Below are 26,944 nucleotides of genomic sequence, written 5' to 3'. Positions count from 1 at the left end.
CCGCCGTGACGACCGTCCCTCGGGCGGCTTCAACCGTGACGACCGCGGTGGTGACCGTGGCGGCTTCCGCCGTGACGACCGTCCGTCGGGTGGCTTCAACCGTGACGACCGCGGTGGTGACCGTGGCGGCTTCCGCCGTGACGACCGCCCCTCCGGCGGCTTCCGCTCCGGTGGCGCGGGTGAGCGCCCGTACGGCCGCCGCGACGACAACCGCCCCTCCGGTTCCTCCGGCTCCTTCGGCGGTCGCCGCGACGACAAGCCCCGCTGGAAGCGCAACGGCTGATTCCCAGCCCTGAGCTGACGGTCCGCAAGGCCTGAAAGGGCCCGTCCGACACCTCGTGTCGGACGGGCCCTTTTGCGCTGTCCGGGCACCCTCCACCGGGCGATGTCAGCGGATGACCGGGCCGGTAGGTCGATACTCGATCGGCTGACCGGTGGTCTCCGGCTATGCTCTGGGGTGAGCACGTGAGGGCCATTAGCTCAATTGGCAGAGCAGCGGACTTTTAATCCGTTGGTTGTCGGTTCGAGTCCGACATGGCCTACCGCTCACAGGGGAGGGATACCCCCTCTGACCTGGCACTGAGCGCCCCACCCGGTTTTGTCCGGGTGGGGCGCTCAGCCGTTTCCAGGCCCGTGGGTGAGCGATGTGTGAGCGGACGGCCCGGGACGGGGCGCCATCCAGGGCTATTGCGCGGGTTCTTCTGGGACAGGGGACGCTTCCAGCGCCTCCTGGATGGCTGCTACAGCGTCCGTGAGCCGGCGGTAGACCTGCGTCGAGCGACCCGTGCGCTTCAGACCGTGCTGCAACGGATCGCGCATGTGCTTCTCGCGGACGACGAAGTCCGCGTATGCGGTCGCGCAGGACAGGTAGACCACGTGAGGGATCTGCATCGGGAGCTGGCCGAGGAGCCTGCGGCTGGGGTCTCCGCCGAGTTGCTCCAGCAGTGGGGTCTCAAGGAACTGGTCCGAGCCATCGGAGAGGCTCCGGCCGTCGGCCTCTTCCGGCAGATGTTGCACAGCCGGCACCTCAACAAGGGCACGACAGGGCGACGGAATGACCTCACCGACACGACCCCCGCCGGACGGGCGTACGGACATTTGGAAGGCGTGTTGGTCGTGCTCCCGTACGGCAGGTCATGCGCGAGCTTGACCCACTGCGCCGAGGAGTGAGCCGGCGGCGGCGCCACTGCGGCATGCCGGGTTCTCGGCTGCTGTTGTGGTGCGGAACGGGGGTGGGCTGACCTGCTCCGGCGCCAGAGCGCAGACGAACAGCAAGGCCAGGACCGTAATGGCGAACAGCAGCGCGTAGGTGGTCACGCCGACTGCGGAGGTGAGCAGATCGAGGAAGAACCGCGCGATGAACAGGTTCGCGGTGAGGTTCGTCAGCAGCATCGCCGAGGCACCGGCCCCTCGGAGATCGTCCGGGAACCTCTCGGCGGCGAAGATCCATACGAGGGCGCCGAACCCGGTGTTGAAGCCGATCGTGAAGAGCTCGCCGGCGGCGTGGCGGCTCGTACGCGGCGAGACTGCTGCATCGCCACTGCGCGCTCATTCCAGGCCGGTGGCTTCGAGGTGGGCAAGGAAGGCTGCGATAAGCCGGGGCCGTGTCACTTCGGGGACAGTGGCGTCAGGCAGATCCTCTTCCAGCCCCCACGCGGTGTTGAACGTCATCGCCACACCTTCCGGGACGACGTGCTCCCGGAGCCAGCCCACGAAGTTCGCAGCCGTCTGGGCGGTGGAGTCGAGGATCGAGATGCCTTCCGGCTGGACCCGTGCGTACCCTTCGAGCTCTTCACCGTCGAGGGTGATGCCGTAATGCATGGCCGAACCTCGGATCTGCCCGCCCTCCTGGATCCGGATGAACTCGTCCGGATCGCGCTCCAGGAGCCTGGCCTTCAGGCTGTCGTACGTCAGCCCCCAGGTCTGCCCCTCTATGGGGGTGAAGACGTACATAGTGCGCAGTTCGGCGAACTGGGACGCGTCCACGGGTGTACTCCTTGGCGGTGCAGGGTGGGTCAGGGAACGTAGCGGGCATAGCCCTTGACGCCGTATGCCGCCATCATCACGCGCCAGTAGGCGACGGAGTCGGGATTGTTGGTGACCGTTTCCACTCCGCGCATCTCGGTGTTGCGGGGGTCGTTCAGTGCGGCGGCGTACTTCTGCAGCTCGTTCCGGTCGGGGTCGAAGAGGAACTCCTTCTTGCCCGTCTGGTGATTGGCGCGGAGCTCTTCCAGTGAGCGGTAGCACTTCTTGCCCGGGTTGTTGACGTACTTGGCCTCGACGGCCATCCCGTCGCTGTCGCGGAAGCCGTCGACCATCAGGGTGGTGCCCTTGCCGGTGCCCGGGGCGATGGGGACTTCGTACTCGGGATAGCCGGCCACACGCAGTTGATAGGCGACCTCGGCGGGCCTGCCGCCCGAGACGTCGCCCGCACGCAGCGAGTTCAGCCAGGTCTGGAAGTTCTGCTGCTGCGGTGGCGTGAGGGGAGGGAACCGCGGGTTGGGCGGCGCCGGTGGCGCTATCGGCTGGACCCGCGGCCCGTTCGCGGGGCGGTACGCCACCGGGACCAGGAGCGGCGCACGGACCAGGGGCGCCAGGAAGGGCGGCAGCGATGGCAGGAAGCCGCCGCTGTCGGGCTGGGGCATGGGGACGCGAGCCTGGGAGCTGTCCATGGCGGGCGGGATCTTGCCCAGGCTCGCGATGCGCATGTCGCCGGAGACCAGCTCGTGTAGCCCGCCGTCGTGGCCGTCGCCGCCAAAGCGGGCGCGGTCCCAGGGGAGCAAGGTGTCACCCGTGATGGGGTTCGACTCTTCGGGGATGCGCTTCGATGCCGTTTCGACGTGGTCCGCGTACGCCTCGCAGGCGTTGGCGATCATGCGGCAGGCGGTGGGGAGGTTCGCCATCAGGGTCTCTTCGCCACCCACTTCGCTGGGTGGCGGCGTCTTTCCCACGAACAGGTTGAAGAACTGCTCCACCGCGGTCGCCGTCTCGCCCTGTTGGTTGGCGGTCGCGGTTTCCCATGCTGTCCCGGAGTCCCAGTAGGCGTCTTCGAGGATCTACTGCGTCCAAGCGAGCGCGAAGAGGCCTGGTCAGTACTGTCGAATACGTGAGCGATGCGTGAGCGGATGTGCTGGCACGGCCCGGTGCGGCATGGATCAACCGACACAGTGCAGCTCGCTGACCAGGAGTTTCCGGACCTCGGCGGATCGACCCGGATGGCCCAGCAGGATCTTGCGGGGACTTTTAATCCGTTGGTTGTCGGTTCGAGCCCGACATGGCCTACGGCTTGGGGCGCCCCGCCTGGTTTCGGCCAGACGGGGCGCCCCGTTGTGTGTCAGGACCAGCCCGGATCGAGGGGCGTTGCGATCGACCAGCCCGGATCCTGGGGGGCTGCCGTGGCCGAGGGAGCGACGGCCAGGACGGGGATCAGGGCGGCGGCGGTGAGGGCGATCAGGGTGGCGAGCGTGCGGCGCATGGTGGGATGCCTCTTGTCGAGCCGGGAGGGGGCGGTTGGCCGGATCCGTCGTCCCGGCGTGCCGCCATCGTGCCGAGGCCGGCAGCGCCCTGTCGCCCGTTTCCGCTGGCACAAAGCGCTTTGACACAACCGTGCCAGCCGGCCGGCCCGCCCCCGGGTGTGCGCGTGATCTGACGGAATGTGCGCCTCGGGTGGCCGGTATGGACGGTCCTCGGTGCATCATCGGATCCAGGAGGGGCCGCGCGGACTCCGGGCTACCCGGTGCCCTCCTGCCGCCAGCGTTGTCGGTTCCGCCACAGCAGTGCCGGCGTTCCGAACCGCGAGCTGGGGGGCTCTCCTTGTTGGTTTCACTGGGGCTGACCGAGCGTTCCGATGCGCTCTACCGCCTGATACTCAAGCGGCCGGAGCTCGCCGTCGGCGAGGTCGCCGCCGAGCTCGCACGGTCCGAGGACGACGTACGCGCGGACCTGGAGGAGCTCACCCGCCTCTCGCTCCTCGCGCCGTCCTGGCGGGCCGACGGGCGGCTGCGGGTGGTGAACCCGAAGGCCGCCCTCGATTCGCTGCTCGCCCACCAGCAGGCGGAGATCGCCCAGCGGCACCGCGCGCTCGCCCAGAGCCAGGCCGCGGCGAGCGCGCTGCTGTCGCAGTACGCCGAGCTGCATCCGGCCCAGCCCGCGCACGAGGCCGAACGGTTCCTCGGTGTGGAGGCGGTCCGGGCCAAGCTGAGCGAGCTGTCCACACGGACCCGGCAGGAGTCCATCAGCTTCCATCCCGGCGGCCCCGTGCCCGCCGCGCAGTTCAAGGCCAGCGAGCCGCTGACCGAGGACCTCATCGCGCGCGGCGTGAAGATCCGCACCGTCTACCAGGACGCCATCCGCAACGACCCGGCGAGCCTGGAGCACGCGCGCTGGCTGACCGAGCGCGGCGGCGAGGTGCGCACCGTTCCCTCCCTGCCGATGCGGATGGTCATCGCCGACCGGGAGTTCGCGCTGCTGCCGATCGATCCGGCGGACAGCGCCCTGGGGGCGGTGCTGCTGCGCGAGCCGGGAGCCGTCGCGGCGTTCTGCGCGTTGTTCGAGTCGGTGTGGGAGACGGCCGCGCCCTTCGGCGAGCCGCCGCGGCGCAGCCTGGACGACCCCGGCTCGCAGCCGCGCGAGCTGCTGCGGCTGCTGGCCCAGGGCTACACGGACGAGGCCGCCGCCCGCCGGCTGGGGATCTCCCTGCGCAGCGAGCGGCGGCTCATCTCGGAGCTGATGGAGAAGCTGGACGCGCAGAGCCGCTTCCAGCTCGGGCAGCGGGCCGTGGAGCAGGGACTGCTCTAGGCCGTCTCCGCCACCTGCGCCTCAGCAGCCGCAGGTGGCGCCCGCCCGCGTCGGGGCGGTCAGCGGGTCCGGGGCGGACTGGCGGGTTCCGGCGGTGTCCTCGACCGGGAAGCCCTCCCGGGACCAGTACTCGAAGCCGCCCAGCATCTCCTTGACCCGGTAGCCGGCGGCGGCGAACTCGTAGGCGGCGCGCGTCGCGCCGTTGCAGCCGGGGCCCCAGCAGTAGGTGACCACCATGCTGCCCGGCGGCACCAGCGCGGCGGCGCGGTCCGCGATCTCGTCGGTGGGCAGGTGCAGCGCGCCGGGGATGTGGCCCTGCTCCCAGGCTTCGGTGCTGCGGCTGTCGACGAGGACGAAGCCGCCCGCGCCGGATTCGACGTCCGCGTGCACATCGGAGACGTCGGCCTCGAAGGTGAAGCGGCGGTGGAAGTGCGCGGCGGCCGTGGCCGGGTCAGCGGCCGGGACGCGCAGCACCTTCGAGGACACGGCCGGAGCGGTCTGCGTGGTCTGTGCGGTCATGGGTGGGCTCCTGGGGGAGAGGGCGGCGCAGGGCCGCGAGGGCGATGAGGCAGTAGAGGGCCGCGGTGGCGGCCCCGGGGCCGATGAGCAGGGCGGCCAGGCCCAGGTGGGCGGCCTGGCCGAGGGCGAGGGCGGCGAGGGCGATCAGGGCGGCGGCCAGGACGCCGCCGCGCCGGGCGCGGCCGGTCAGTGCGGTCCAGCGGACCGCCGTGGCCTGGAGGTTGGTACGGCAGTACGTCCAGCAGAGCGCGGCCGATCCGAGGCCGAGGGCCGCTGCGGCGGGCCCCGGCGCCGTCCCGGGCCCGGCCGGCGGCCGCAGGAGTACGGCGTACAGGGCGGCCGCCAGCGCGAGGCCCAGCAGGGTCCCGCCCACGGCACGTCCCGTCGGGCGGCCGGGCCCCGGGGCGGACGGGAAGGCACCGGCTGCGCCGCGCCGCCGGCGAAGCGCCGGGACCGCCCCTTCGAGGCCGACCCAGCCGAACAGCAGGGGGATCACGACCCAGCCGCCGCCCCCGGAGTCGGGCACCGGCCCGCCGAGCGCCTGCCAGGCGACGGCCAGCGCCAGGACGGCGGCCGGCCGCAGCCGTCCGGCGGCCGGGGACAGCCCGCGCGGGGACAGCCAGGCCGCCCCGGCGGCGGTGACGACGATCCCGGCGGCCAGGGCGCAGGAGCGCCAGCCGGAATCCCCGGACCCGAGGGCGTACCCCGCGGCTCCGAGGGCCACGGCCGCCTGGCCGGTGGCGAAGCCGCCGAAGTAGAGCGCGGTGACGATCCGGGCCGGTCCCGGGCCGAGCCGGTCCCGTACGAAGGCCACCGGTCCGCGGGCCCGCGTACCGCCCGCGGCGGCGACGAGCAGGCACCAGCCGGCCAGGACGCCCGCCAGTGCGGCGCCCGCCACCGGGCTCGGGGCCAGGGCGGCCGGGAGCAGCAGGGCTCCCGCCCCGAGCACCGCACCGAGGGTCCTGGCCGCGGCGCCGGACCAGGTGTCCTCAGCGGTCACGACAACTCGTGGAAGTACAGCGGGGTCGAGCCGGGCAGCGTGGTGCCCTCCGCCAGCAGCGTCCCCTCCACGGCGGCCCAGGCGGGCATCCGCGTCGCCAGGTCCACCGGCAGGCCGAGGTGCCCGGCGAGGAAGGCGGACCAGCCCGGCATCAGCGGGGCCGCCGTCACCGCGACCGCGGCCAGCAGCTCCGCGTGCGCGGCCAGCCGCCCGGCGTACTCCGGGCGCGGGCCGGCGGCCCGCATCAGCGACAGCTCGCGCAGGTCGGCCTCGGCCCGCTCGATCACCGACGCGAGGACGTCGGCGGCGCGCTGCGGGGAGAAGGCCTCGGCGCCGAGGGCGGCGGCGATCTGCCCGGGCAGCGCGGCCCGTTCGGCGGCCAGCGGGCCGTCCGCGGGCCCGGCGGCCGGGACGACGGAGTCGAAGTCCTGGGCGAGCAGGTCCAGTACGGTGTCGGTCCACCGCTCCAGGCCGCCGGCGAGCACGGTGGAGAGGGTGTCGGCGAACTCCTTCATGGAGAAGTTGTTCTGCGCCCGCTCCGGGCCGGTCAGGCACAGGTGGAAGCGCAGGGCGTCCGCGTTGACCCGGCGCAGGAACTCGCCGCCCCAGATGGCGTGTCCGCGGCTGGTGGAGAACTTGTCACCCTCCAGCCGGTAGAACTCGTTGATCACCACCTGTGCGGGCAGGGTCAGCTCGCCCTGGGCGAGCAGCAGGGCCGGCCACAGCACGGCGTGCGAGAACGAGCAGTCGAAGCCGATGAAGTTGACGATCCGGGTCTCGGGGTCGGTCCACAGCTTCTCCCACGCCGAGCGGTCGCCGCCTGCCTCGGCGAGGCGCGCGGTGGCCGCGGCGTAGCCCCAGATGCCGCTGAACCAGGTGTCGAGGATGTGCCCCTCCCACCCGGGCAGCGGGACCGGGATGCCGTAGTCCGCCTCGCGGCTGATGGCCGTGTCGGGCAGGTCCCGCTCGAACAGGCCGTCCAGGTAGGAGATCAGCCGCGGCCGCCACTCCGCCGCGGCCTGGGCGTCGGCGTAGTACGCCTGGAGGCGCTCGCGCCAGCGCTCCAGCGGGAAGACGATGCGGCGCATGGTCTGCGTCTCGGGGACGTTCCAGCAGGCGGTGCACTTCGGGGCGGCGAGCCCGGCCGGGTCCTGCGGCAGACCGCAGGCCTCGCAGTACACCCCGTCGGAGGGCTCGGCGCAGAACTGGCACTCGCCGCGCACCTCGGCCTCGTACAGGTACCGGTCGCAGGGCGCGCAGTGGAAGACGGGCAGCTCCTGGACCTCCAGGGCGCCGGACTCCCACAGTTCGAGGAAGAAGCGCTGCACGAACTCGGTGTGCGTGGTGTCCGTCAGCGGGCGGGTGAACCAGTCGTGGTGCATGGCGCCCAGGGAGAGGGTCTCCTCCATGCGGTCGCCGAACAGCTTCGCGGTCGGGTACGCGGTGGAGCCGATCTCGGCGGCCCGGCGCGGTACGTAGCAGGAGTGTTCGTCCGAGTAGCCGACGTAGTGCACGTCGTGGCCCCGCTGGCGCAGGTGGCGGCTGAGCACGTCGGCGCCGAGGAAGGGGCCGGAGAGGTGGCCCAGGTGCAGGTCGCCGTTGGGGTTCGGCGGGGCGCTGGTGACGACGTAGGAGGTCATGAGGCGTGGGTTCCTTCGGGGAGGATCAGGGAGGAGGAGTCGAGGGCCGCCGTGTCGAGCGGCGGCAGGGCGGCGGAGGCGGCGGCGACCACCCGGCTGCGCGGCGGCAGGTCGTCGAGGACCACCGAGTGCGCGCCGATGCGGGAGTCGGCGCCGATGGTGACCGGGCCGAGCACGCTCGCTCCGGTGCCGATGACCACGCGGTCGCCGACCACGGGGTGGCGGCGGGAGCCGGAGGGGCGGCGCAGGTCCTTCCACCAGCCGACCGAGCCGAGCGTGACCTGGTGGTACAGCATCACGTCGTCGCCGATCCGGACGGTCTCCCCGATGACGACGGCCGTGCCGTGGTCGATGAAGAAGCGGCGGCCGATCCGCGCGCCGGGGTGGATCTCGATCCCGGAGACGGCGCGGGCCAGCAGGGACAGGGCGCGGGCGGAGACCCGGTGGCCGCGGCCCCACAGCCAGTGCGCGATCCGGTAGGTCCACAGGGCGTGGATGTGCGGGTAGAGCAGCACCTCGGCGCGCGAGCGGGCGGCCGGGTCCTTGTCGAGGACGGTTCGGACGTCCTCGCGCAGGACCTCCCGGAGGGGGCGCCTGGCCTCGGCCGGCACGCCCTGGTCCGGGTCCGTCTCACATGTGGTCATAGGGGGCCTCCGGGCGGATCGGGCGGCCCGCGAGGAACCGCTGCGGGCGGTAGGGCTCCAGCAGCTCCTGAACGGCCTTGCCGGGGACGGCTCCGCCCTCGACGATCTCCTTCGCGGCGAGTTCGGCGACGGCGGGAGCCAGCTTGAAGCCGCCTCCGCTGAAGCCCAGCGCGAGGTAGAGCCCGTCGGGGCCGGCCGCGCCGACGACCGGGCGCTTGTCGGGGGTGTAGCCGTCGAGGCCGGAGCGGGTGCCCGCGAGCGGGGCGGTGGCGGCGGCGGGGACCCGGTGGGCGATGGCGGCGATCGCGGACTCCAGCTCGGCTTCGGTCAGCGGCTCCACGTCGCGGCCGAGTTCGGTGTCGGGCTTGCTGGGGACGCCGAAGTAGAAGCGGTCCAGGCCGTCGGGCCGGAAGTAGCTGCCGGTGGTGTCGTCGATGCAGGTCGGTACGGAGGCCGCCGACCCGCGCCGTCCGGCACCCGGCAGTTCGGCCTGGGCGAGGCCGATCCGGCGGGCGGTGACGGGGATGTGGATGCCGAGGTGCTCGGCGGGCGCGGAGCCCCAGGCTCCACCGGCCAGGACCACCAGCGGGGCGTCGATCCGGCCGATGGAGGTCAGGACACCGGTGACGGCGCCCCCCTTCTCCAGCACCTTCACCGCGCGGATGCCCTCGGACGGGGAGACCCCGAGCCGGTAGGCGGCGGTCAGCAGCGAGGCGGAGGCGGCCATCGGGTCGGCGTAGCCGCCCTCGGGCTCGTACGCGGCGAGGCCCACGCCGTCGACCCGCAGGCCGGGGTAGATCTCCTTCAGCTCGGCCGGGTCGATGACCTCGACGCGGCGGTACCCGGCGGCCTCCCCGGCGGCGGCCGCGTTGTAGCGCAGGTCGTCGGCGTGCTCCTCGCCGACGATCATGACGAATCCGGTGCGGCGGTAGCCGCAGCAGCCGCCGATGATGTCGGACCACTGCTCGAAGACGGGCAGGCTGCGGGCCGCGAGCCGGGTGTCGGCGACGGCCGTGTGGTGCAGCCGCAGCAGTCCGCCGGAGCGGGAGGTGGCGCCCTGGGCGTTGACCCGGCCCTGGTCGCACAGGACGATCCGGCCGACGCCGGCGAGGGCGAGCTGGTGCGCGATGGCCGCGCCGATCACCCCACCGCCGACGACGATGGCGTCGGCGTGCGCGTGGACGATGGGACTCATGCGTCCACCTGCCGGTCCCCGGCGGGGCGTGCCCGGTCTGCGGCGGCCCCGGACGGCGCGCCCGGGTCCTCGATGCCGAACTCGGCGGCCCACGTGGCCCGGTCGCGGGCGACGGCGTCCGCGCCGCCCCACCAGATGGTGACGAAGCGCAGCCGGACATCGCCGTCGTTGGTCAGGTCGTGGTCCTGGAAGGGGGGGATGAAGACGGTCTCCCCGGCGCGCACCCGGCGGGTCTCCGCGCCGATGCGCATCACCCCGCTGCCCTCGACGATGAAGAACATCTCGTTCTCGTCGTGGTCGTGGGGGGTGGAGGTGGCGCCGGGCGCGACATCGACCCAGGCGCCACCCCAGTTGGGCTCCTCGACGGCCTCGGGCCAGGGGAAGATGCGCCGGCCGCTGACGTTGTACGGCTCCTCGAAGACCATGTCGTCCTCGTGGGCGGTGAAGATGTGCATTGCGTACGGGTCCAATCAGGCGGCGACGGGCCGGCGCAGCCGGGCGCGCAGGTCGCGGTGGATGGTGTCGGCCTTGGCGGCCATCTGGCTGAAGGAGGTGGCGCTGCCGATGCCGTGCCGCCACTCGGTGAGCCCGTCGAGGTAGATCCCGACCTCGCAGTCCTCGGTGGTCTCGGCGCGGTAGGCGCGGGTGACCTCGGGGCGGCCCTGGCCGTCCAGGCGCAGGTACGGGACGAAGGCGGCGAGCTGGCGGGGCAGGGCGGCCTCGCGGTAGCCGGTGCAGACGATCACGGCGTCGGCCTCGATCAGACCGGGCTCCCCGGTGAACGCCTCCGCGGTGCGCAGCAGCACCCGCCCGTCCGGGGCGTGGCCGACGTCGGTGACCTCGGTGCGCTTGTGCATGTGCAGGCGCTGCCGGCCGGTGAACCGGTCCTGGTAGACCGCCTGGTAGAGGGCGGTGGAGACGTCGGGGTCCACGGCCGCGTAGTTGGTGGCCCGGGCCTGGTCCAGGGCGCGTTCGCGCTGCCCGCCCTCCAGGGCGTAGAAGTAGTCCGTCTCGTCGGGGAAGTACACCTCGTTGCTGAAGTGGCCGAGCTCGTACATCCGGAAGCCCGCGTGCCGCACCACCGAGTGGATCTCGGCGTCGGGGTGCTGCGCGGCCAGGTGGAGGACGATCTCGCCCGCGGTCTGCCCGGCGCCGATCACCGCGATGCTGCGCAGCGGCCGGTCGCCGAGGGCGGCCAGGCTCGGCAGCAGCTGCGAGGCGTGGAAGACCCGCTCGCCCAGGTGCGGGCGGAACAGTTCGGGTACGTACGCCTCGTGGCCCGTGGCGAGCGCGACGGAGCGGCCCTCCACGGTGTGCAGCGAGCCGTCGCGGGTGTCGCGGCTGAGCACGCGGGCGGTGCGGACGCGGCCGTCGGTGTCGGTGACGGGCTCGACGCTCAGCACCTCGCGGTGGTAGTCGACGGTCCCGCGGACCTGGCCGGCCGCCCACTGGACGTAGTCCGACCACTCCAGGCGGCTGACGTAGCCGCCCATCAGCGTGAACGGGTAGAACCGGCCGCTCTGCTGGAGGTAGTGGGGGAAGGTGAAGCGGGAGCGTGCGTCGCGCGGGGTGGCGAAGTCGCGCAGGAAGTGGTGCTGGATGTCGGTGCCGGGCAGCACCAGGTTGGGCTGCCACGCGGAGTCGGCGGCCTTCTCCAGGTAGCGGGCGGCCAGCGGGGCGGAGCCGGTGGCGTCGTCGTGGTCCTCGACGGCGGCGGCCAGGGCGATCCCGGACGGTCCGAAGCCGGCGACGACCAGGTCCTGGACGACCGGGTCATGGGTGGTGGTCATCACGCCTGCACCGCCGTCGCCAGACCGAGCGCGCCCAGGGCGGCGATCAGGGACTCCCGGATGATCCGGCCGGCGTGGTCGATTTCGGTGGCCGTGCAGTTCAGCGGGGGCAGCATGCGTACGACGCAGTCGTCGCGGCCGCCCAGCTCGATGATCAGGCCGCGGCTGACGGCCTCCCACTGCACCCGCTTGGCGAGCGCGTCGGCGGGCAGCCCGGTCTCCGGGTCGGTCAGCTCGACGCCGGTCATCAGGCCGAGCCCGCGGACGTCGGCCACGTACGGGCTGACCTCCCGCAACCCCTGGAGGTGGACCATCAGCTGGTCGGCGCGGGCCCGGACGTTCTCCAGGACGCGCTCGCGCTTGACCACCTTCATGGTGGCCACACCGGCGGCGAAGGCCGGCTGGTTGCCGCGGAAGGTGCCGGAGTGCGCGCCGGGCTTCCACACGTCCAGCTTCTCGTCGTACAGGATCACCGAGGCGGGCAGGCCCATGCCGGACAGCGCCTTGGAGGCGCAGACCACGTCCGGCTCGATGCCGTACTGCTCGAAGGCGAACCAGGTGCCGGTGCGGCCGCAGCCGCTCTGCACCTCGTCCACGATGAGCGGGATCCCGAGCCGCCTGGTGACCTCGCGGATCCGCTGGACGAACTCGACCTCGGCCGGGATGACCCCGCCCTCACCCTGCACCAGCTCCATGATCACGGCCGCGGGAAGGGTGATGCCGCCGTTGACGTCGGTCAGCGCCTTCTCCAGGAACGCGGCGCAGTTGACCTGGCAGGTGTCGCGCGTCAGGGAGAGCGGGCAGTTGTGGCAGTTGGAGTACGGGAAGAAGTGGACGCCCGGCATCCGGCCGCGGACCGGCTCCTTCTGCTCGACCAGGCCGGTGACGCTGAGCGCCGCCAGGGTCGCCCCGTGGAAGCCGCCCTGGAAGGTGATGACCTCCTCGCGGCCGGTGGCGGTCTTGCACAGCTTGAGGGCGGCGTCGACGGCGTTGGCGCCGGTCGGCCCGCAGAAGTGGATCCGGGTCCGCTCGCGCATCGGCTCCGGCAGCATCCCGATGGTCAGGTCGGTGAACTCGTCCTTGACCGGGGTGGGGAAGTCCAGCCCGTGCACGAACTCGTCGAGCTGGGCGTGCGCGGCGGCCAGCGGCTCGGGGTGGTTGTGGCCCAGCGAGAGGACGCCGGCGCCGCTGAGGAAGTCGAGGAAGACGTTCCCGTCGAGGTCCTCCACGTACGAGCCCCTGCCGCGGCGGATCGCCATCGGCAGTTTGCGCGGGTAGGAACGGGAGTTGGACTCGCGGGCCGCCTGGCGCTCCAGCAGCTCGGCGCTGAGCGGTCCGGGCAGCGGGCCCTTGATCACGGGCGCGTCGTACACGGGCCGGGCGGAGACCGGGGTGTCGATCGTGGCAGTCATGGGAAGCGGGACCTTTCTCCGGTCAGGCGGCGGCGAGGACGGCGCTGCGCTCGGTGGCGGCGGCGGCCAGGCGGGCGGTGAGGGCGTCGGTGAGGGTGGCGGCCCGCAGCGACAGGAGGCTGAAGGAGCCCGCGTCGCCGATGCCGTGGCTGGACTCGCACAGGCCGTTGAGGAACAGCGGCGGGGTGCCGTCGGCGACCGGCTCCAGCGCGTAGTCGGCGGAGACCTGCAGGCGGCCGTCGGGCTCGGTGGCGAACAGCTTCGCCAGCGGGGCCATCAGCGGCGGGCACAGCTCCTCGTGCGGGCCGGGGCCCATGTTGCGGAAGCCCGTGGCCAGGACCGCGAAGTCCACGGTCTCGCTGATCCGCTCGCCGGTGGTGCGCTCCAGGAAGTCCAGCGCGATCCGGTCGCCGGTCTCCGGGGCCACCCCGACGGCCTCGTGGTTGCCGCGGACGAACACCTTCTGCTCGCCGTCGAGTTCCTGCTCGTAGATGGTCATGTAGAGATCGCGCAGCACGTCCCCGTCGGCGGAGGAGTAGTTCGTGCCGTGCATGTACGCGTCGAGGGCCTTCTTGCCCTCCCGGGAGGCCTGGAAGTAGTAGTCGGTGAACTCGGGGAAGTAGCCCTCCTCGCTGAACGGGCTGGTGTCCTTCAGCCGCAGCGAGTGCGAGCGGGTGTAGGTGGTGACCTTGGTGCGCGGGAAGCGCCGGTGCAGGTCGAGGGCGAGCTCGACGGCGCTCTGGCTGCCGCCGATGACGGCCACCGACTCGGGCTCGCGGCCCGGCCCGGTCAGCTCCGCCAGCTTCGGCAGGTACTGGGTCAGGTGGAAGATCCGCGGGGTGCGCAGCGTGTCGTACGGGGCGGGGACGTAGGGGGTGCGGCCCGGGCCCATCACCAGCGTGCGGCCGAGGTAGCGGCTGCCGGACGCGGTGGTGACCTCGTAGACGCGCTCGCCGGACTCCTCGACGATCTCCACCCGGGCGGCCCGCTGGTTGCAGTCCACCAGGTGCGTGAAGAAGCCCGCGGCCCAGCGGATGTAGCCCGCGTACTCCTTGCGGAGCGGGAACTCCGAGGGCAGGTTGAGGTGGCGCAGCAGCCGGCCCTGCTCGTGCAGGTAGTTCAGGAAGGTGTAGCGGCTGCGCGGGTTGCGCAGGGTCACCAGGTCGCGGCTCGGGTGGTTCTGGATGTCGGAGCCGTCCAGCAGCATCCCGGGCTGCCATTCGGGGCTCGGCCGGGCCTCCAGGAAGCGGGCCGTGAGCGGCGACTCGCGCTCCTCCAGGGCGATGGCCAGGGCCAGGTTCGCCGGGCCGAAGCCGATGCCGAGGATGTCGTGGACGGGAGTCGCCGTCGGGACAGTGGTCGCGGTCGCACTCATCGGGTGGTCTTCCTTGCCTTGACAGTGGTGAGGGTGGGGTTTCCGTCGAAGTCGATGCGCAGGCCCGTGATCCGGTCGGCGGCGTGCACCCGCTGGTCGGTGCGGTACCAGAGGGGGATCAGCGCCAGGTCGGCCATGGCGGTGCGGTCGGCGCGGCGCCAGGCGTCGGCGCGCTCGGCCGGGTCGGTGGAAGCCCGGGCGCGGGCCACCAGGGCGTCGAAGTCCGGGTTCACGTAGCGGCCTTCGTTGTCGCCGTGGGCGGTGCCCTCGGCGTCGGGGGCCGTGCACGAGGAGTGCAGCAGCGGGAAGAGCATGTTGTCGGGGGTCGGGTAGTCGCAGGCCCAGCCGGCCCGGCAGAAGCCCGCCGCCGCGATCGAGGTGCGGTGGTCGACCAGCCCGCGGGCGTCGGTGCGCAGCAGCTCCACCTGCCAGCCGAGGACCTCCTCCAGGCCGCGGGCGAGGGCTCGGACCCAGTCGTCGTGGCCGGCGCCGGTGTTGTACGCGAACTCGACGCCGCTTCCCGGTCCCAGCCCGGCCCGCAGGGCCGCGGCCCGCGCCCGCTCGGGGTCGTACGCCGTCCAGTCGGTGTCCGGGTCGGCGGCGAGTTCGGCGCGCGGGGTGTGGGCCTTGCCGAACCAGGGCGAGAGCAGGGAGTGGGCCGCGCTGCGCCGCCCCTGGAAGTACGTGTCGATCAGCGCCTGCCGGTCGATGGCCGACGACAGGGCCCGGCGGGCGTCCAGCGAGTCCATCGGCGCCTGGTGGCAGAAGGGGATCAGGTAGAAGAGGCCTGCGCCCTCCTGCTCCAGGAAGCCGTCGTGGGCGGCGGCCTCGGCCGTGCGGGCCGGGGGGATCCGGGCGTAGTCGTAGGTCCCGGCCAGGAAGCGCTCGTACTCGTCGTCCAGGCCGGTCACCGGGTCGAGGATGTCGATGTGCACCGCGCCGGCCTCGGGCGCGGGCCCCGCCCACAGGTCGTTGCGCTCCAGCCGGATCCCGACGCCGTGCTCCCAGGGGCCGGCCATCTTGAACGGGCCGTTCCCGATCGGCCGGTCGTTGTACTCGGGGTTCAGCGCCGGGCCCGCGCACGCGGGGACCGGGCTGAAGATCGGCTGGAGGGTCTTCAGGTCGAACTGCACGTCCGGCTCGGACAGTTCGACCACCAGCGTGGTGTCGTCGACCGCGGTGAAGGAGCGCACGCCCGCCAGGTGGTACGCCGTCTCCGTGTTGGCCTCGGGGTCCAGGGCCCGCGCCCAGCCGCGTACGAAGCTGTGCGCGGTGACCGGCTCGCCGTTGCTGAACACCGTGTCGGCGCGCAGCGTGAACGTCCAGGTGGTGGCGGTCGGATCGCTCTCCCAGGACCGGGCGGTGGCCGGGATCAGGCCGCCGTCCTCGTCGAGGGCGAGCAGTCCGGTGAACAGGGCCTTGCAGACGAGGATGCCCTCGCCTTCCTGGGCCTTGTACGGGTCGATGGCGGTGGGCTCCGTGATTCCCATCCGGAACACGGGGTCGTTGGCGTGCACGTGATGCTCTTTCCGCGTCGGTGAAGGAGGGCAGGGGGTGCAGGGGGCCGGGTCAGGCCGGTACGACGACCACGTCGAGCCGTTCGTCGAGGTCGGCGGCGATCCGCTCCACCCGGTCGATGTCGGCGGCCCCGCGGTAGGGGGCGGCCACCGTCAGCGAGCCGGCGATCTCGTACCAGCCCTCGGGCGCGCGCCGCAGCCGGTCGCCGGGCTTCGAGGCGGGGATGTACGAGCGGAAGTACGGGGAGAGGGTCGCGTCGCCCGGGTTGTTGCGGACCAGGGTCCCCGTCCGGTACGCGAACTTGATGCAGGTCGCGGCGCGCGGCACCGCGGCCCGCGGCACCTCGCCGTCCAGCAGGGTGGCCAGTGCGCCGGCGTCCTCCCCGGCCAGCACCGCCTTGGCGTACAGCCGGACCGCGTCGATGCCGTGCACTTCCCGCAGGTTGCGATAGTTCTGGCCGCCGCTCATCCGGGTGGCGAACTCCACGACCCGGTAGCGGCCCTGCGCGTCCTGCCGGAACTCGGCGTTGAAGAGGCAGTGCCGGACCCCGAGGCCGGCGACGATGCCCTCGGCGACCGCCACCAGCTCCGGCTCCTCCTGCGGGGTGCGGAAGGGGAGCGTGTAGAAGTCCTCCTCGAAGTACGGGCCGGGCATCTGCATCTTGTTGGTGACCCCGACCAGGTGGAAGCGGCCGTCCAGGACCACCCCGTCGAGCGTGACCTCCTTGCCCGGCAGGAACTCCTCCAGCAGCGCGATCTCGGGGCCGTCGCTGGGGAAGTAGCCGCCCCACTCCTCGGCGAGGCGGGCCACATCGGTCAGCGCCCGCTCCAGCTCGTCGCGGTCGGAGACCAGGCTCACGCCGATGCTGGCGGCGAGCGCGCTCGGCTTGACGATGAACGGGTACGCGAAGGCCTCGGCGGCGGCCAGACCGGCCTCGACGCCGGCCACGCCGGCGAACTGCGGGGCCGGCAGCCCGTGCTCCACCAGGAAGGACCGCTGCAGCTGCTTGTCGCGGGAGATCACGTCGGCCTCGGGGCGCGGCCAGGTGTGGCCGAGCAGCAGGTTGACCTTGGAGGTGACCGCGATGTCGCTGTCGTAGAAGGTGATCGCCGAGGTGATCCCGAGCCGGCGGGCCGCGGCCGCGCAGAACTCGGCGAGGCCGTCGCCCTCCAGCTCCTCCGGGATCGGGACCACGTTGGCGAACCGGCCGTCGTCGGCGGCCTGGGCGACCCGGGTGGCGAGGTGGATCTCCAGGCCCATCCGCTCCAGGGTCTCGATGTGCTCGCGGTGCCACGCGTACGTGTTCCGCATGATCAGCAGGATCTTCATGACGCGGTCTTTCCGTTGCTGGGGTTGGTGGTGACGACGGTGACCTTCTCGGTGAGCCGCTCGGCCGCGGCGACGGCGGCCTCGGTGTCCGCCCCGGTGACCAGCACCTGGCCCACCCGGTCCCAGTTGCCGCGCAGCTCCCCGACGGTGTCCCCCGGCTTGACGGTGGTCTCCACGTCGATGACCGAGTCGAGGGCCCTGGCCTCCTCGGCGCCCTGGATCTCGACGACCGTGCCCGGCTCGGCGGACAGGAAGCGGGTGGCCGCCGAGTGGCGGGGGACGGGGCGCTCGGTCAGCGCCGGGATCAGCCCGAACTGCCAGGCCACGATCCACTCTTCGAGGTCGATGCCGTAGGCGGAGTTCAGCAGGTCGAAGATCCGGTCGCCGCCCATCCGGTTGTGGCTCTCGATGATCTGCGGACCGGACGGGGACAGCCGCAGCTCGGTGTGCGCGGCCCCGTCGGTGAGGCCCATCGCGTCGAGGAAGCGGGCGACGGCCTCCTCGATGCGGCGCTCGTCCGCCGGGTCGAGCCGCGCCGGAAGCGCGTGCCCGAGCTCGATGAACCCGCCGCCGGTGAGCTTCTCGGTCACCGCGAGGACGATGTGCCGGCCCGCGAAGGAGAAGGTCTCGACGCTGTACTCCGGGCCGGAGATGTACTGCTCGGCGATGAACCGGCCGATGGTGAAGAACGAGCCCCACTGCAGGTCGGTGCGGGCCCGCAGCGCCTCGACCCCGGCCCAGGCCTCGGCGGCCTGGTCCGGCCCGTCGATCCGTACGACGCCCAGGCTGGCGGTCGCGTCGGTGGGCTTGAGGACGAACGGGTAGCCGTGCTCGGCGCCGAAGGCGGCCAGCGCCTGCGCGCTGTCGACCTCCGCGGCGGCCACCGACAGGGCCCGCACCTCGGGGGAGTCGGAGGCGGCCAGGTGGCGGCGCATCGCGTGCTTGTCGCGCAGCAGTTCGGCGACCTGCTCGGAGGTGTTGCCCAGCCCCAGGTGGTCGCTGATCCGCCCGGCCGGCACCAGCCCCGGCTCGGTGATCGAGGCGACCCGGGTGAAGCCGTACGCCTGGTGGGCGGCCTCGACCAGCGGACGGGTGACGTCCCAGTCGGTGTAGTCCGCGATCAGGACGGCCTCGGCGAGCCGGGCGGCCTCGGGCACGAACTGGTCCTTGTGCTGGATCAGCACGAACCGGATGCCGAGGGCCGCGGCCTTGCGCAGCGTCTGAATCCGTCCGCCGACGACGAGAAGCTTGTGTTCGGTCATGGCCAGAACTCTGCAGCAGGAATCCGGCCCGGGAAATGGTTTCGGGGTGGCACAAGAATGCCCGGCATGAATGACGCAGGACGTGGCCGTGGCGCACGCCGCAGTCTGGCCGCAGCGGACGGCAGCGGACGGCAGCGGAGGGACCGGGAACGGGCGCGCGGGCAGGAATGTGCCAGCCAGCTTTGTGCCAGCCCTCAGCCCTGGCCAGGGCCTTGACCGGCAGGTTTGATGGAGGTCACCACCTCATCCCCCCATCGAGAAGGAGCCCCCCATGGCCGGCGAGGACCCCTTGCGCCGACGATTGCGTGACCTGCCCAGAAGCGCCTGGGTGATCTTCTCCGGAATGTTCCTCATCAAATTCGGCAATTTCCTCAACGTATTCCTCGTGCTGTTCCTGGTCGCCCAGGGATTCTCCGCATTCCAGGCCGGTGTCGCCCTCGGATTCGTCGGAGTCGGCGCGTTCATCGGAAACGCCGTCGGCGGTACGGTCGCCGACCGGTTCGGCCGGCGCACCGCCATTGCGGTGTCCATGTTCGGCAGCAGCGCCGCCACGGCCCTCGTACCGCTGACCGACGGACTGGTCGCGACCACCGCCCTCGTCGGGCTCGTCGGCGTCTTCGCCCAGCTGTACCGTCCCGCGGCCGGTGCCCTGCTGGTCGACGTGGTCCCGGAGAAGCAGCGGGTGACGGCCTTCGCCGTGCTGCGGCTCGCCATCAACGTGGGCATGGCGGTCGGCCCGCTCGTCGGCGGCCTGCTCAGCGGCGCCTCGTACACGTACGTCTTCCTCGGCGACGCGCTGTTCTCCTTCGCCTTCGGCGCGCTGGCCCTGGCCACGCTGCCGGGCGGCCGGCCGCCCGTCGAAGCCCCCGCCGCAGACGGCGCGGACGCCGGCGCCAAGGGCACGGCAGGCAAGGGGGGGTACCGCGAGGTGCTCACCGACCGGCCGTACCTGCTCTTCCTCGGCTCGATGGTCGCCGCGACCTTCGTCTACGGCCAGTCCACGGCCACGCTGCCGCTGCACGTGACCGACGCCGGCTTCGACAACAAGGTCTACGGCCTGCTGCTCGGCCTGAACGCCCTGCTCTGCGTGGTCATCGAACTCCCGCTGACCAAGCACACCGAGCGCCGCAACCCGCGCCGGGTGATCGCCGCGGGCCTGGCCCTGCTCGGCCTCGGCATGGCCCTCACCGGAGCCGTGCAGGCCATCTGGCTGCTCGCGCTGACGGTGGTGGTGTGGACGGTCGCCGAGACGGTCTACACCCCGATCGCCAACGCCTACCCCGCCGAGTTCTCACCGGCCCACCTGCGCGGGCGCTACCAGGGCGCCGAGGGCATCGCCCACACCCTCGGCGGCGCCCTCGGCCCGGCCGTCGGCGGACTGCTCTACGGCATCTCGGCGCCGCTCCACTGGGTGGTCTGCGCCGCCGTCGCCGGCCTCGGCGCGCTGCTGGTGCTGGGCGCCGACCCGGGCAAGCGGGGCGGGCAGAACACCCCCGCCGCCACTGCCGCCGAGACACCCGAGCCGGTTCCCGCCGCCTGACACCGCCCGGCGCACGGGTCCGTACCGCACGCCTCCGCACACCCGACAGACCCCCCACCCCCCACACCCATCACAGCCGTCACCACCGAAAGGCACAGCCACATGACCACCCCCACCGCACCGGCGGCAGCCGACGTGCATCGCATCGACATCCCGTCCGCCACCGAGGACCCCGCGGCCTACGTCAGCGCCCTGCTCGAAGTGGCCGGCGACCGCGACCCGTTCGACGTCCTGGCCAAGACCCCCGTCTGGGCGGCGCAGCTCTTCGCCGACCTGCCCACCGAACTCGCCGAGACCGTCCCGGAGCCGGGCGAGTGGCCCGCCGCCTTCATCGTCGGCCACCTCTTCGACGTCGACATCGTCTACGGCTTCCGCTGGCGCCTGGTGGCCACCGAGGACAACCCGGTCTACCCCGGCTACGACGAGCAGCTCTGGGCCCCGCTGCCCCGGCTCCCGTTCCGCCAGATGCTCGACGCCTGGACCGGCCTGCGCGCCTCAAACGTCGCGCTGCTCGCCGTGCTCCCGGCCGAGGACTGGCAGCGCACCGGCCGCCACGGCGAGCAGGGCGGCGAAACGATGGAGGTCATGATCCGGAAGGTCATCGGCCACGACATCGCGCACATCAACCAGATCTACCGGGCCATCCGGCTGGTGCGCCAGGCCGCCGGTCTCGACGTCACCGAGCTCGACGCCACCTACGAGTCGCTCGGCCTGCGGTAACCGCCGCCGCCGGGTGAGCGAGACGCACTTTGACCCGGATGCGCGGCTCTGACCAGGGATTATGTCATCCGCCGGGGCGGCGGCGCGGTTAATTGGCGGTGACCGTCCCACGGATGGCGTAGGGTTGTGTTTACCGACGCGGGGTGGAGCAGCTCGGTAGCTCGCTGGGCTCATAACCCAGAGGTCGCAGGTTCAAATCCTGTCCCCGCTACTCCGAACGAAGGCCCGGTTCCCTTGGGAACCGGGCCTTCGTCGTTCCATCGGCCTCCTGACGCGAGCTCACCCGCTCGGCGCAGGCCCGGTCGCCGTACGGTCCCCGCTGCGGCGAGCCTGGAGGGCGAGGCGGCAGCGGCCCGCCCCCGTGCGAGCACCGGTCAGGAGAGCAGCGTGGTGGGGCTGGGCGGCCTACAGGACGAGAACGGACAGGCGGGAGCCACGGAGAACCGGGTGGCCCGGCAGGTGGTCCGCGTCCTCCCCGCCGTGCTGATCGGGGCCGGCCTCGCCTTCGACCTGATGACCCCGCCCAGCTACACCGGATCCCCCTTCTTCTCCGCGGCTCCGCTGGTCGCCGCACCCCTGTTCTCCCTGCGGGCCACGGCCCTGGTGGGCGCCCTGGCCTCGCTGACGGTGGTGCTGCTGCACCTGTACCACCGGACCGGCTGGCACGGTGAGCCGCTGACCGAGCTGGTGACCGTACTGACCGTCTCCGGACTCGCCCTGCTGATCAACCGCGTGGTGCGGCGCAGCGGAGAGCGGCTCGCCTCCGTGCGCGGCATCGCCGAGGCCGCCCAGCGCGCCGTGCTGCCGAAGCCCCCCGAGCGCATCGGGAGCCTGCAGGTGGCGGCCCGGTACGAGGCCGCGCAGGCCGACGCCTTCATCGGCGGGGACCTCTACGCCGTCCAGGACGGCCCGTACGGGGTGCGGTTGGCGGTGGGCGACGTACGGGGCAAGGGGCTGGGCGCGGTGGAGGCCGTGGCGGTGGTCCTCGGGGCCTTCCGGGAGGCGGCGGAGACGGAGCCGACCCTGGAGCGGGTGGCGCAGCGGCTGGAACGGGCACTGACCCGGGAGGGTGTCCGGCGTGACAGCCTGGACGCGGTGGAGGGCTTCACGACGTGCGTGCTGGGGGAGATCCCGCCGGACGCCGGGGTGCTCCGGCTGCTCAACCGGGGCCACCCCGAGCCCCTGCTGCTGCACGCGGACGGGACCCTGGCGGTCCTCGCCCCGGCGGAGCCGGCCCTGCCGCTCGGTCTCGGCGAACTCGGAGCCGGTCCGGACCGCGCCGAGGAGTGGCCCTTCCCGGCGGGATCCACGCTCCTGCTCTACACCGACGGGCTCACCGAGGCCCGGGACCGGTCCGGCGCCTTCTACGACCCCCCGGCCCGGCTGCGCGGCCGGGTCTTCTCGGGCCCCGCCGAACTGCTCGGCGCCCTCAGCAGCGACGTGCGCCGGCACACGCAGGGCAGGGCGACGGACGACATGGCGCTCCTCGCGGTGGCGGTGTGACCGCACGTAGTCGAACGAGCCCTTTGTGTAAAGAGAGTGACGAGGCGTCAATGTTCGGCGCTGGCCGAAGAGATGTGCAACCACGCTGAATTTTGCCCAGTATTGAACCGTTTCACGGCATAAGTCCAGGCCAAAGCCCTGCCGGGCATGGCTGATTACTGTGAAGGTTCCCCCGCAACAGCTTGGAATCACTCCCCCACGTCTATTACCGTTCGATAACGCAGCGCGGTCGTCCCAGCCGTCGCAAGAGACGGCGCCGTGCGCGTGCGCGTCCCTGAGGAGTGTGCCCCGGTGGCCTCCAACGTGCCTGCCCCCGAGGGCGTCGAGATCGAGGAACCGCCCACGGCGGGAGCCTGGGGTGAATGGAACCCCACCGAGGACTCCGCCCGCCCGCTGCGCGGAAGGCACCGGGTCGCCAAGCAGCGCGGGGGACTTGCGCGCAGCTCCACCGTGCTCGGTGTCGGCGTCATCGCCGCGGTCGGCGCGGGCGGTATCGCCACCGCCCAGGACCGGCCCCAGGTCGCCATATCCATACCCTCGTTGCCTGACCTGGGGCTCACCGGAGGCGGCCAGGGCGCCCACGCGGCGGCCGCAGCCGACCGCGCCGACGCGGTCTCCGCGCAGGCGACCGGCGCGCACCAGGCCGTCGCCGACCGGCAGCCCGATGCGGGCGAGGCCCTACGCCACCGCATCCTCCAGCAGGCCGAGTCGCAGCAGGACGCCGCCCAGACGCAGGCTCGCGCGGAGGCGGAGCGGCTCGCACAGGAAAGCGCCGCCGCCGAGGCCAAGGCCAAGAAGGAGGCGGCCGAGAAGGCCGCCGAGGACGCCCGCGCCGCCGCCGAGCGGGCGGCGAAGGAAGCGGCCGAGGCCAAGGCCGAGGAAGAGCGCCTCGCCAAGCCGGCCGGCAGCTACTCCCTCCCCACCTCGGCCTACACCCTCACCTCCCACTACGGCGTCGCCGGCTCCATGTGGTCCTCCGGCCACCACACCGGCCTCGACTTCGCCGCCCCGACCGGCACCCCGGTCAAGGCCGTGGCCGGCGGCACGATCACCTCGGCCGGCTGGTCGGGCGCGTACGGCTACCGGATCGTGCTGGAGCTGGAGGACGGTACGGAGATCTGGTACTGCCACCTCTCCTCGATGTCGGTGACCTCCGGGCAGGTCGGCGCCGGGGAGACCATCGGCCGCGTCGGTGCCACCGGAAACGTCACCGGACCCCATCTCCACCTGGAAGTGCGCAAGGGCGGCTCGACGGTGGACCCGCTGGCGTGGCTCCAGTCCAAGGGCCTGAGCGTCTAGGGGCCCTCGCGGCCGGTACGGGGACCCGCCCGAGCGGGTCGAACCGCACCGGGAGCAGCTCCTCCAGCACCGCCGCCCGGGACAGCGCGGGCCCCGCCGTCGCCCTGCGCCGCCACAGCCGGTGCAGCAACTCCCGCTCCTGCCCGGCGAAGTCGGGCTCCCGGCCCGCGCCCCCGCGCCGGGCCCGGTACCGCAGCAGCGCCAGCGCGGCCGCATCCGCCGCGTACAGGGCGACCACCCGGCCCGCCGCCCGGCCCCCGCTGCGCCGGGCCAGCGCACAGGCCAGCGACCGGGCCGGCACCGAAGCCAGCGCGGGCACCTCGGCCGGACCGAACCAGCCCGCGGCGGCGTACACCGCCAGCTCGGCGGAGACGGCCCGCAGCCGGCCCCGCCGTATCCGCACGGCCAGCCACAGCAGCAGTCCGAACACGGGGACCATCACGCAGCCGTAGACCCAGTAGAAGCCGTACTCGCCCAGCCGCGAGGAGGCGTTCCACAGCGCGTGCAGGCCCATCGCCGCCGCCAGGCCGAGCAGCGGCAGCCCGAGCCGGCGCGCCCGGCCGCCGGTGCCGAGTGCGGCCGCGCCGACCCCGAGGCCGGTGACCACCGTGAACAGCGGGTGCGCGAACGGCGAGAGCACGATCCGCACGAAGAAGGTCGCCGCGGTCAGCGAGTCCAGCGCGGGCGTGTCCTTCGCCAGGTCCTCGCCGAAGGCGTTGCCCAGGTAGAGGATGTTCTCGGTGAAGGCGAAGCCGGTCGCCGTGAACCCGGCCACCACGAAACCGTCCGCGGGGCCGGTGAACTGCCCTCTGCGGAAGGCGAACACCAGCAGCAGCGCCGCTGCCTTGGCGCTCTCCTCCACCACCGGGGCGATCGCCACCGAGCCGAGCTCGTCGGCGTGGGAGGGGTCGGCGGTCGCCGCGGTGATCCACTCCGTGGCGAAGTCATTGGCCAGTATGGCGATCAGCGCCGCCGTGCAGGCCCCCCACCCGAAGCAGAACAGCAACTGCGCCCAGGGGTGCGGGGCGGCCCGGCCGAGCCACCGGAACGCCGCCATCAGCAGCGGCACCGGAAGCACGGCCAGACCGAGACCGACGAAGAAGCCGGGGGTGCCGGTCTGCTGCCGTACGAGTTCGAGGATCACCGGCCCCGTGAGGCAGAGCACGGCGAGCACGCACGAACGGACACCGGGAAGCGCTCGGACCACATGATGACTCTAGCGAGCGACTCCGACACGTGGAGTGACGTTACGGCTTCTCCACCCGGCGGAAGAGCAAGTCGTGTACGACGTGCCCCTTGTCGAGGCCCTGGCCCTCGAAGCGGGTGAGCGGCCGGAAGTCGGGCCGCGGCGCGTAGCCGCCGTCCGGCTGGGTGTTCTCGAACTGCGGGTGCGCGGTGAGGACTTCGAGCATCTGCTCGGCATACGGCTCCCAGTCGGTCGCGCAGTGCAGGACGGCGCCCGGGGCGAGCCGGGTGGCGGCCAGGTCGAGGAACTCGGGCTGGATCAGCCGCCGCTTGTGGTGGCGGGCCTTGGGCCAGGGGTCGGGGAAGTACACGCGCAGCCCGGCGAGGGAGTCGGGCGGCAGCATTTCGCGGAGCAGGATGATGGCGTCGCCGTTCGCGACGCGGATGTTGGTCAGCCCGTTCCGCTCGGCGAGCGCGAGGAGGTTGCCCTGGCCGGGGGTGTGCACGTCGGCGGCGAGGATCCCGGTCCCGGGGTCCGCCGCGGCCATCTGCGCCGTGGCCTCGCCCATCCCGAAGCCGATCTCCAGCACGACGGGCAGCCCGTCGAACAGCTGGTCGAGATCGATCACGGAGTGCCCGTCGATGTCGAGCCCCCAGGTGCCCCAGAGCCGCTTCAGGGCCTCGCCCTGCCCGGTGGTCACCCGGCTGCGGCGCGGCTGGAAGCTCCGGATCCGGCGCTCGTGGTGCGAGCCGGCCGGGTCGGGGGCGGGCCCGTCGGGGAACCGCGGCTCGGTCCGCCACTTGGGGGGCACGTGGGCGTTCGCCTCCGGCAGGGCTTCCGGGGCGCTGGGCTGGGGGGTGAGGGACTCAGACACAATCCCCAGATTCTACGACCCCGCCCCCGGCCGGGCCCGCCGCCGACGGCCGGGCCGCCGGGAGGGCCCGCCCGACCCCCCGGGCCGCCGGCCGCGCCCGTCCCCGGTCAGGCGCCGTGGAGGGTGCCCAGAGCGCGGCGGGCGATCTCGCGTCCGATCGGGAGCGAGGCCGTGGCCGCCGGCGAGGGGGCGTTCAGCACGTGCACGGTCCGCTCCGCGTCCCGGATCAGGAAGTCGTCCACCAGCGTGCCGTCCCGCAGCACGGCCTGGGCCCGCACCCCGGCCGCCGCCGGGACCAGGTCCTGCGCCGTCACCGCCGGCAGCAGCCGCTGCACCGCCTGGGTGAAGGCCGCCTTCGACAGCGAGCGCCGGACCTCGCCCGCGCCGTACCGCCAGTGCCGTGCGGCCATCCGCCAGGCTCCCGGCCACGCCAGCTCGTCCGCGACGTCCCGCGGCCGCACCACGCCCCAGCCGTACCCCTCGCGGGCCAGCGCCGGCACCGCATTGGGCCCGACATGGACCCCGCCGCCGATCCCCCGGGTCAGGTGCACGCCGAGGAACGGGAAGGCCGGATCCGGCACCGGGTAGACCAGCCCCCGCACCAGCCCGGGCCGCACCAGGTCGTAGTACTCCCCGCGGAACGGAATGATCCGCATCCCCGGGTCGTCCCCGGCCAGGCGGGCCACCCGGTCGCACTGCAAGCCCGCGCAGTTCACCAGCACCCGCGCCCGGACCACCAGCCCGGTGGACGTGCGGACCGCCACCGCGGACGGGCGCCGCGAGATCAGCTCCACCGCCCCGCCGTAGACGATCTCCGCCCCCGAGGACTCCGCCAGCTGCCGCGCGACCTGCCCGTAGTCCACGATCCCGGTGGTGCCGACATGGATCGCCGCCAGGCCGCGCACCTCCGGCTCGTACTCCGAGATCTGCGCCGGGCCCAGCTCCCGCACGGGAATGCCGTTCTCCCGGCCCCGCTGCACCAGCGCGTGCAGCCGCGGCAGCTCCTCGCGCCCGGTGGCGACGATCAGCTTCCCGGTCACCTCGTGGGCGATCCCGTGCTCCGCGCAGAACTTGACCATCTCGGCGGCTCCGCGCACGGCGAAGCGCGCCTTCAGCGATCCCGGCCGGTAGTAGATCCCGCTGTGGATCACCCCGCTGTTGCGGCCCGTCTGGTGCCGGGCCGGACCCGGCTCCTTCTCCAGGACCACCACGCGGGTCCCCGGAGCCAGCCGCGACAGGGCATACGCCGTCGACAGGCCGACGATCCCACCGCCGATCACCAGCACGTCACCGTCCACGCTGCCGCTGCCCATGCCGCCCGCGCCGCCCAAACCGCCACCT

25 protein-coding genes, 2 tRNA genes and 1 pseudogene are annotated in these 26,944 nt (G+C 72.8%); 8 read left to right on the top strand and 20 right to left on the bottom strand.

What is annotated here, in order from left to right; genetic code table 11:
* Both AB0B01_RS11135 and AB0B01_RS11130 read left to right on the top strand, forming a co-directional pair.
* A pseudogene (locus AB0B01_RS11135) lies at positions 1-283 on the top strand (RNA helicase); the annotation flags it as partial.
* A 186-nt stretch (positions 284-469) separates the two neighbouring features.
* Positions 470-542: transfer RNA gene (locus tag AB0B01_RS11130), tRNA-Lys, on the top strand.
* A 142-nt stretch (positions 543-684) separates the two neighbouring features.
* Here the strand turns inward: AB0B01_RS11130 and AB0B01_RS11125 are convergent.
* From AB0B01_RS11125 to AB0B01_RS11105, 5 genes are all read right to left on the bottom strand, one after another.
* Positions 685-1,017 carry a hypothetical protein gene (locus AB0B01_RS11125; protein WP_361715759.1) on the bottom strand — a complete coding sequence of 111 codons (333 nt, stop codon included), beginning with the start codon at positions 1,015-1,017 and terminating at the stop codon, positions 685-687.
* A 117-nt stretch (positions 1,018-1,134) separates the two neighbouring features.
* Entirely contained in the window at positions 1,135-1,482 is a 348-nt protein-coding gene (locus AB0B01_RS11120; RefSeq protein ID WP_361715948.1) for an MFS transporter, read from the bottom strand.
* A gap of 66 nt (positions 1,483-1,548) precedes the next feature.
* Positions 1,549-1,986, bottom strand: coding sequence for a hypothetical protein (locus AB0B01_RS11115; RefSeq protein ID WP_361715757.1), 438 nt, complete (start codon positions 1,984-1,986; stop codon positions 1,549-1,551).
* A gap of 29 nt (positions 1,987-2,015) precedes the next feature.
* Positions 2,016-2,903 carry a restriction endonuclease fold toxin-2 domain-containing protein gene (locus tag AB0B01_RS11110; RefSeq protein ID WP_361715754.1) on the bottom strand — a complete coding sequence of 296 codons (888 nt, stop codon included), beginning with the start codon at positions 2,901-2,903 and terminating at the stop codon, positions 2,016-2,018.
* A 431-nt stretch (positions 2,904-3,334) separates the two neighbouring features.
* Complete coding sequence (locus AB0B01_RS11105; RefSeq protein ID WP_361715751.1) at positions 3,335-3,475, bottom strand: hypothetical protein; 141 nt, start codon at positions 3,473-3,475, stop codon at positions 3,335-3,337.
* A gap of 338 nt (positions 3,476-3,813) precedes the next feature.
* Between AB0B01_RS11105 and AB0B01_RS11100 the strand changes: the two genes are divergently transcribed.
* Positions 3,814-4,797 (top strand): helix-turn-helix transcriptional regulator, encoded by a 984-nt coding sequence (locus AB0B01_RS11100; protein WP_361715748.1) that lies wholly within the window; start codon positions 3,814-3,816, stop codon positions 4,795-4,797.
* Between the two features lie 21 nt (positions 4,798-4,818).
* On the opposite strand, the gene AB0B01_RS11095 is transcribed toward AB0B01_RS11100, so the two are convergent.
* The 12 genes from AB0B01_RS11095 to AB0B01_RS11040 are packed head-to-tail and all read right to left on the bottom strand — an operon-like array spanning position 4,819 to position 18,481.
* Entirely contained in the window at positions 4,819-5,316 is a 498-nt protein-coding gene (locus AB0B01_RS11095; protein WP_361715745.1) for a rhodanese-like domain-containing protein, read from the bottom strand.
* Complete coding sequence (locus tag AB0B01_RS11090; protein ID WP_361715742.1) at positions 5,249-6,316, bottom strand: hypothetical protein; 1,068 nt, start codon at positions 6,314-6,316, stop codon at positions 5,249-5,251. Before AB0B01_RS11090 ends, AB0B01_RS11095 begins: the two co-directional genes overlap by 68 nt.
* Positions 6,313-7,956, bottom strand: coding sequence for a class I tRNA ligase family protein (locus tag AB0B01_RS11085; RefSeq protein WP_361715739.1), 1,644 nt, complete (start codon positions 7,954-7,956; stop codon positions 6,313-6,315). The genes AB0B01_RS11090 and AB0B01_RS11085 overlap by 4 nt, the downstream gene beginning before the upstream one ends.
* Positions 7,953-8,600: a serine O-acetyltransferase EpsC gene (gene epsC / locus AB0B01_RS11080; protein WP_361715736.1), complete on the bottom strand. Its 648-nt coding sequence runs from the start codon at positions 8,598-8,600 to the stop codon at positions 7,953-7,955. Before epsC ends, AB0B01_RS11085 begins: the two co-directional genes overlap by 4 nt.
* Positions 8,587-9,795 carry an FAD-binding oxidoreductase gene (locus AB0B01_RS11075; protein WP_361715733.1) on the bottom strand — a complete coding sequence of 403 codons (1,209 nt, stop codon included), beginning with the start codon at positions 9,793-9,795 and terminating at the stop codon, positions 8,587-8,589. The genes epsC and AB0B01_RS11075 overlap by 14 nt, the downstream gene beginning before the upstream one ends.
* Positions 9,792-10,250, bottom strand: coding sequence for a cupin domain-containing protein (locus AB0B01_RS11070; protein WP_361715730.1), 459 nt, complete (start codon positions 10,248-10,250; stop codon positions 9,792-9,794). Before AB0B01_RS11070 ends, AB0B01_RS11075 begins: the two co-directional genes overlap by 4 nt.
* A gap of 15 nt (positions 10,251-10,265) precedes the next feature.
* The gene (locus tag AB0B01_RS11065; protein ID WP_361715727.1) at positions 10,266-11,585 is read right to left on the bottom strand and encodes a SidA/IucD/PvdA family monooxygenase; all 1,320 of its coding nucleotides are present in this window, start codon (positions 11,583-11,585) and stop codon (positions 10,266-10,268) included.
* The gene (locus AB0B01_RS11060; protein WP_361715724.1) at positions 11,585-12,997 is read right to left on the bottom strand and encodes a diaminobutyrate--2-oxoglutarate transaminase family protein; all 1,413 of its coding nucleotides are present in this window, start codon (positions 12,995-12,997) and stop codon (positions 11,585-11,587) included. Before AB0B01_RS11060 ends, AB0B01_RS11065 begins: the two co-directional genes overlap by 1 nt.
* 22 nt (positions 12,998-13,019) lie before the next feature.
* On the bottom strand, positions 13,020-14,372 hold the full coding sequence (locus AB0B01_RS11055; RefSeq protein WP_361715721.1) for a SidA/IucD/PvdA family monooxygenase: 1,353 nt from the start codon (positions 14,370-14,372) through the stop codon (positions 13,020-13,022).
* Complete coding sequence (locus AB0B01_RS11050; protein WP_361715718.1) at positions 14,369-15,889, bottom strand: ABC transporter substrate-binding protein; 1,521 nt, start codon at positions 15,887-15,889, stop codon at positions 14,369-14,371. Before AB0B01_RS11050 ends, AB0B01_RS11055 begins: the two co-directional genes overlap by 4 nt.
* Positions 15,890-15,941: 52 nt before the next feature.
* Positions 15,942-17,219 (bottom strand): ATP-grasp domain-containing protein, encoded by a 1,278-nt coding sequence (locus AB0B01_RS11045; protein WP_361715715.1) that lies wholly within the window; start codon positions 17,217-17,219, stop codon positions 15,942-15,944.
* Positions 17,216-18,481, bottom strand: coding sequence for an ATP-grasp domain-containing protein (locus tag AB0B01_RS11040; protein WP_361715712.1), 1,266 nt, complete (start codon positions 18,479-18,481; stop codon positions 17,216-17,218). Before AB0B01_RS11040 ends, AB0B01_RS11045 begins: the two co-directional genes overlap by 4 nt.
* 271 nt (positions 18,482-18,752) lie before the next feature.
* On the opposite strand from AB0B01_RS11040, the gene AB0B01_RS11035 reads away from it, so the two are divergent.
* From AB0B01_RS11035 to AB0B01_RS11015, 5 genes are all read left to right on the top strand, one after another.
* Positions 18,753-20,021: an MFS transporter gene (locus tag AB0B01_RS11035; protein WP_361715709.1), complete on the top strand. Its 1,269-nt coding sequence runs from the start codon at positions 18,753-18,755 to the stop codon at positions 20,019-20,021.
* 102 nt (positions 20,022-20,123) lie between these two features.
* Positions 20,124-20,741, top strand: coding sequence for a DinB family protein (locus tag AB0B01_RS11030; RefSeq protein WP_361715707.1), 618 nt, complete (start codon positions 20,124-20,126; stop codon positions 20,739-20,741).
* A 137-nt stretch (positions 20,742-20,878) separates the two neighbouring features.
* Positions 20,879-20,952: transfer RNA gene (locus AB0B01_RS11025), tRNA-Met, on the top strand.
* A 176-nt stretch (positions 20,953-21,128) separates the two neighbouring features.
* Positions 21,129-22,244 (top strand): PP2C family protein-serine/threonine phosphatase, encoded by a 1,116-nt coding sequence (locus tag AB0B01_RS11020; protein WP_361715705.1) that lies wholly within the window; start codon positions 21,129-21,131, stop codon positions 22,242-22,244.
* 291 nt (positions 22,245-22,535) lie between these two features.
* On the top strand, positions 22,536-23,543 hold the full coding sequence (locus AB0B01_RS11015) for a M23 family metallopeptidase (RefSeq protein WP_361715702.1): 1,008 nt from the start codon (positions 22,536-22,538) through the stop codon (positions 23,541-23,543).
* On the opposite strand, the gene AB0B01_RS11010 is transcribed toward AB0B01_RS11015, so the two are convergent.
* The 3 genes from AB0B01_RS11010 to lhgO all read right to left on the bottom strand — a co-directional run bounded on the left by AB0B01_RS11010 (position 23,452) and on the right by lhgO (position 26,916).
* Complete coding sequence (locus tag AB0B01_RS11010) at positions 23,452-24,750, bottom strand: PrsW family intramembrane metalloprotease (protein ID WP_361715699.1); 1,299 nt, start codon at positions 24,748-24,750, stop codon at positions 23,452-23,454. The two genes, AB0B01_RS11015 and AB0B01_RS11010, sit on opposite strands and share 92 nt — an antisense overlap.
* Before the next feature lie 40 nt (positions 24,751-24,790).
* A complete protein-coding gene (gene trmB / locus AB0B01_RS11005; protein WP_361715945.1) occupies positions 24,791-25,561 on the bottom strand; it encodes a tRNA (guanosine(46)-N7)-methyltransferase TrmB in 771 nt (256 codons plus the stop codon).
* A 149-nt stretch (positions 25,562-25,710) separates the two neighbouring features.
* The gene (gene lhgO / locus AB0B01_RS11000; protein ID WP_361715942.1) at positions 25,711-26,916 is read right to left on the bottom strand and encodes an L-2-hydroxyglutarate oxidase; all 1,206 of its coding nucleotides are present in this window, start codon (positions 26,914-26,916) and stop codon (positions 25,711-25,713) included.
* Positions 26,917-26,944: the final 28 nt, after the last annotated feature.

This window comes from Streptomyces sp. NPDC044571 (assembly GCF_040647115.1).
GTDB lineage: Bacteria > Actinomycetota > Actinomycetes > Streptomycetales > Streptomycetaceae > Streptomyces.
This window is presented reverse-complemented; position numbering and strand designations above follow the sequence as displayed.

Coding starts and splice junctions, on each gene's coding strand:
- AB0B01_RS11095 (WP_361715745.1), bottom strand. CDS start 5,316: ATGACCGCACAGACCACGCAGACCGCTCCGGCCGTGTCCTCGAAGGTG.
- epsC (WP_361715736.1), bottom strand. CDS start 8,600: ATGACCACATGTGAGACGGACCCGGACCAGGGCGTGCCGGCCGAGGCC.
- AB0B01_RS11030 (WP_361715707.1), top strand. CDS start 20,124: ATGACCACCCCCACCGCACCGGCGGCAGCCGACGTGCATCGCATCGAC.
- AB0B01_RS11085 (WP_361715739.1), bottom strand. CDS start 7,956: ATGACCTCCTACGTCGTCACCAGCGCCCCGCCGAACCCCAACGGCGAC.
- AB0B01_RS11040 (WP_361715712.1), bottom strand. CDS start 18,481: ATGACCGAACACAAGCTTCTCGTCGTCGGCGGACGGATTCAGACGCTG.
- lhgO (WP_361715942.1), bottom strand. CDS start 26,916: ATGGGCAGCGGCAGCGTGGACGGTGACGTGCTGGTGATCGGCGGTGGG.
- AB0B01_RS11070 (WP_361715730.1), bottom strand. CDS start 10,250: ATGCACATCTTCACCGCCCACGAGGACGACATGGTCTTCGAGGAGCCG.
- AB0B01_RS11045 (WP_361715715.1), bottom strand. CDS start 17,219: ATGAAGATCCTGCTGATCATGCGGAACACGTACGCGTGGCACCGCGAG.
- AB0B01_RS11075 (WP_361715733.1), bottom strand. CDS start 9,795: ATGAGTCCCATCGTCCACGCGCACGCCGACGCCATCGTCGTCGGCGGT.
- AB0B01_RS11065 (WP_361715727.1), bottom strand. CDS start 11,585: ATGACCACCACCCATGACCCGGTCGTCCAGGACCTGGTCGTCGCCGGC.
- AB0B01_RS11055 (WP_361715721.1), bottom strand. CDS start 14,372: ATGAGTGCGACCGCGACCACTGTCCCGACGGCGACTCCCGTCCACGAC.
- AB0B01_RS11105 (WP_361715751.1), bottom strand. CDS start 3,475: ATGCGCCGCACGCTCGCCACCCTGATCGCCCTCACCGCCGCCGCCCTG.
- AB0B01_RS11035 (WP_361715709.1), top strand. CDS start 18,753: ATGGCCGGCGAGGACCCCTTGCGCCGACGATTGCGTGACCTGCCCAGA.
- AB0B01_RS11060 (WP_361715724.1), bottom strand. CDS start 12,997: ATGACTGCCACGATCGACACCCCGGTCTCCGCCCGGCCCGTGTACGAC.
- AB0B01_RS11110 (WP_361715754.1), bottom strand. CDS start 2,903: ATGGCGAACCTCCCCACCGCCTGCCGCATGATCGCCAACGCCTGCGAG.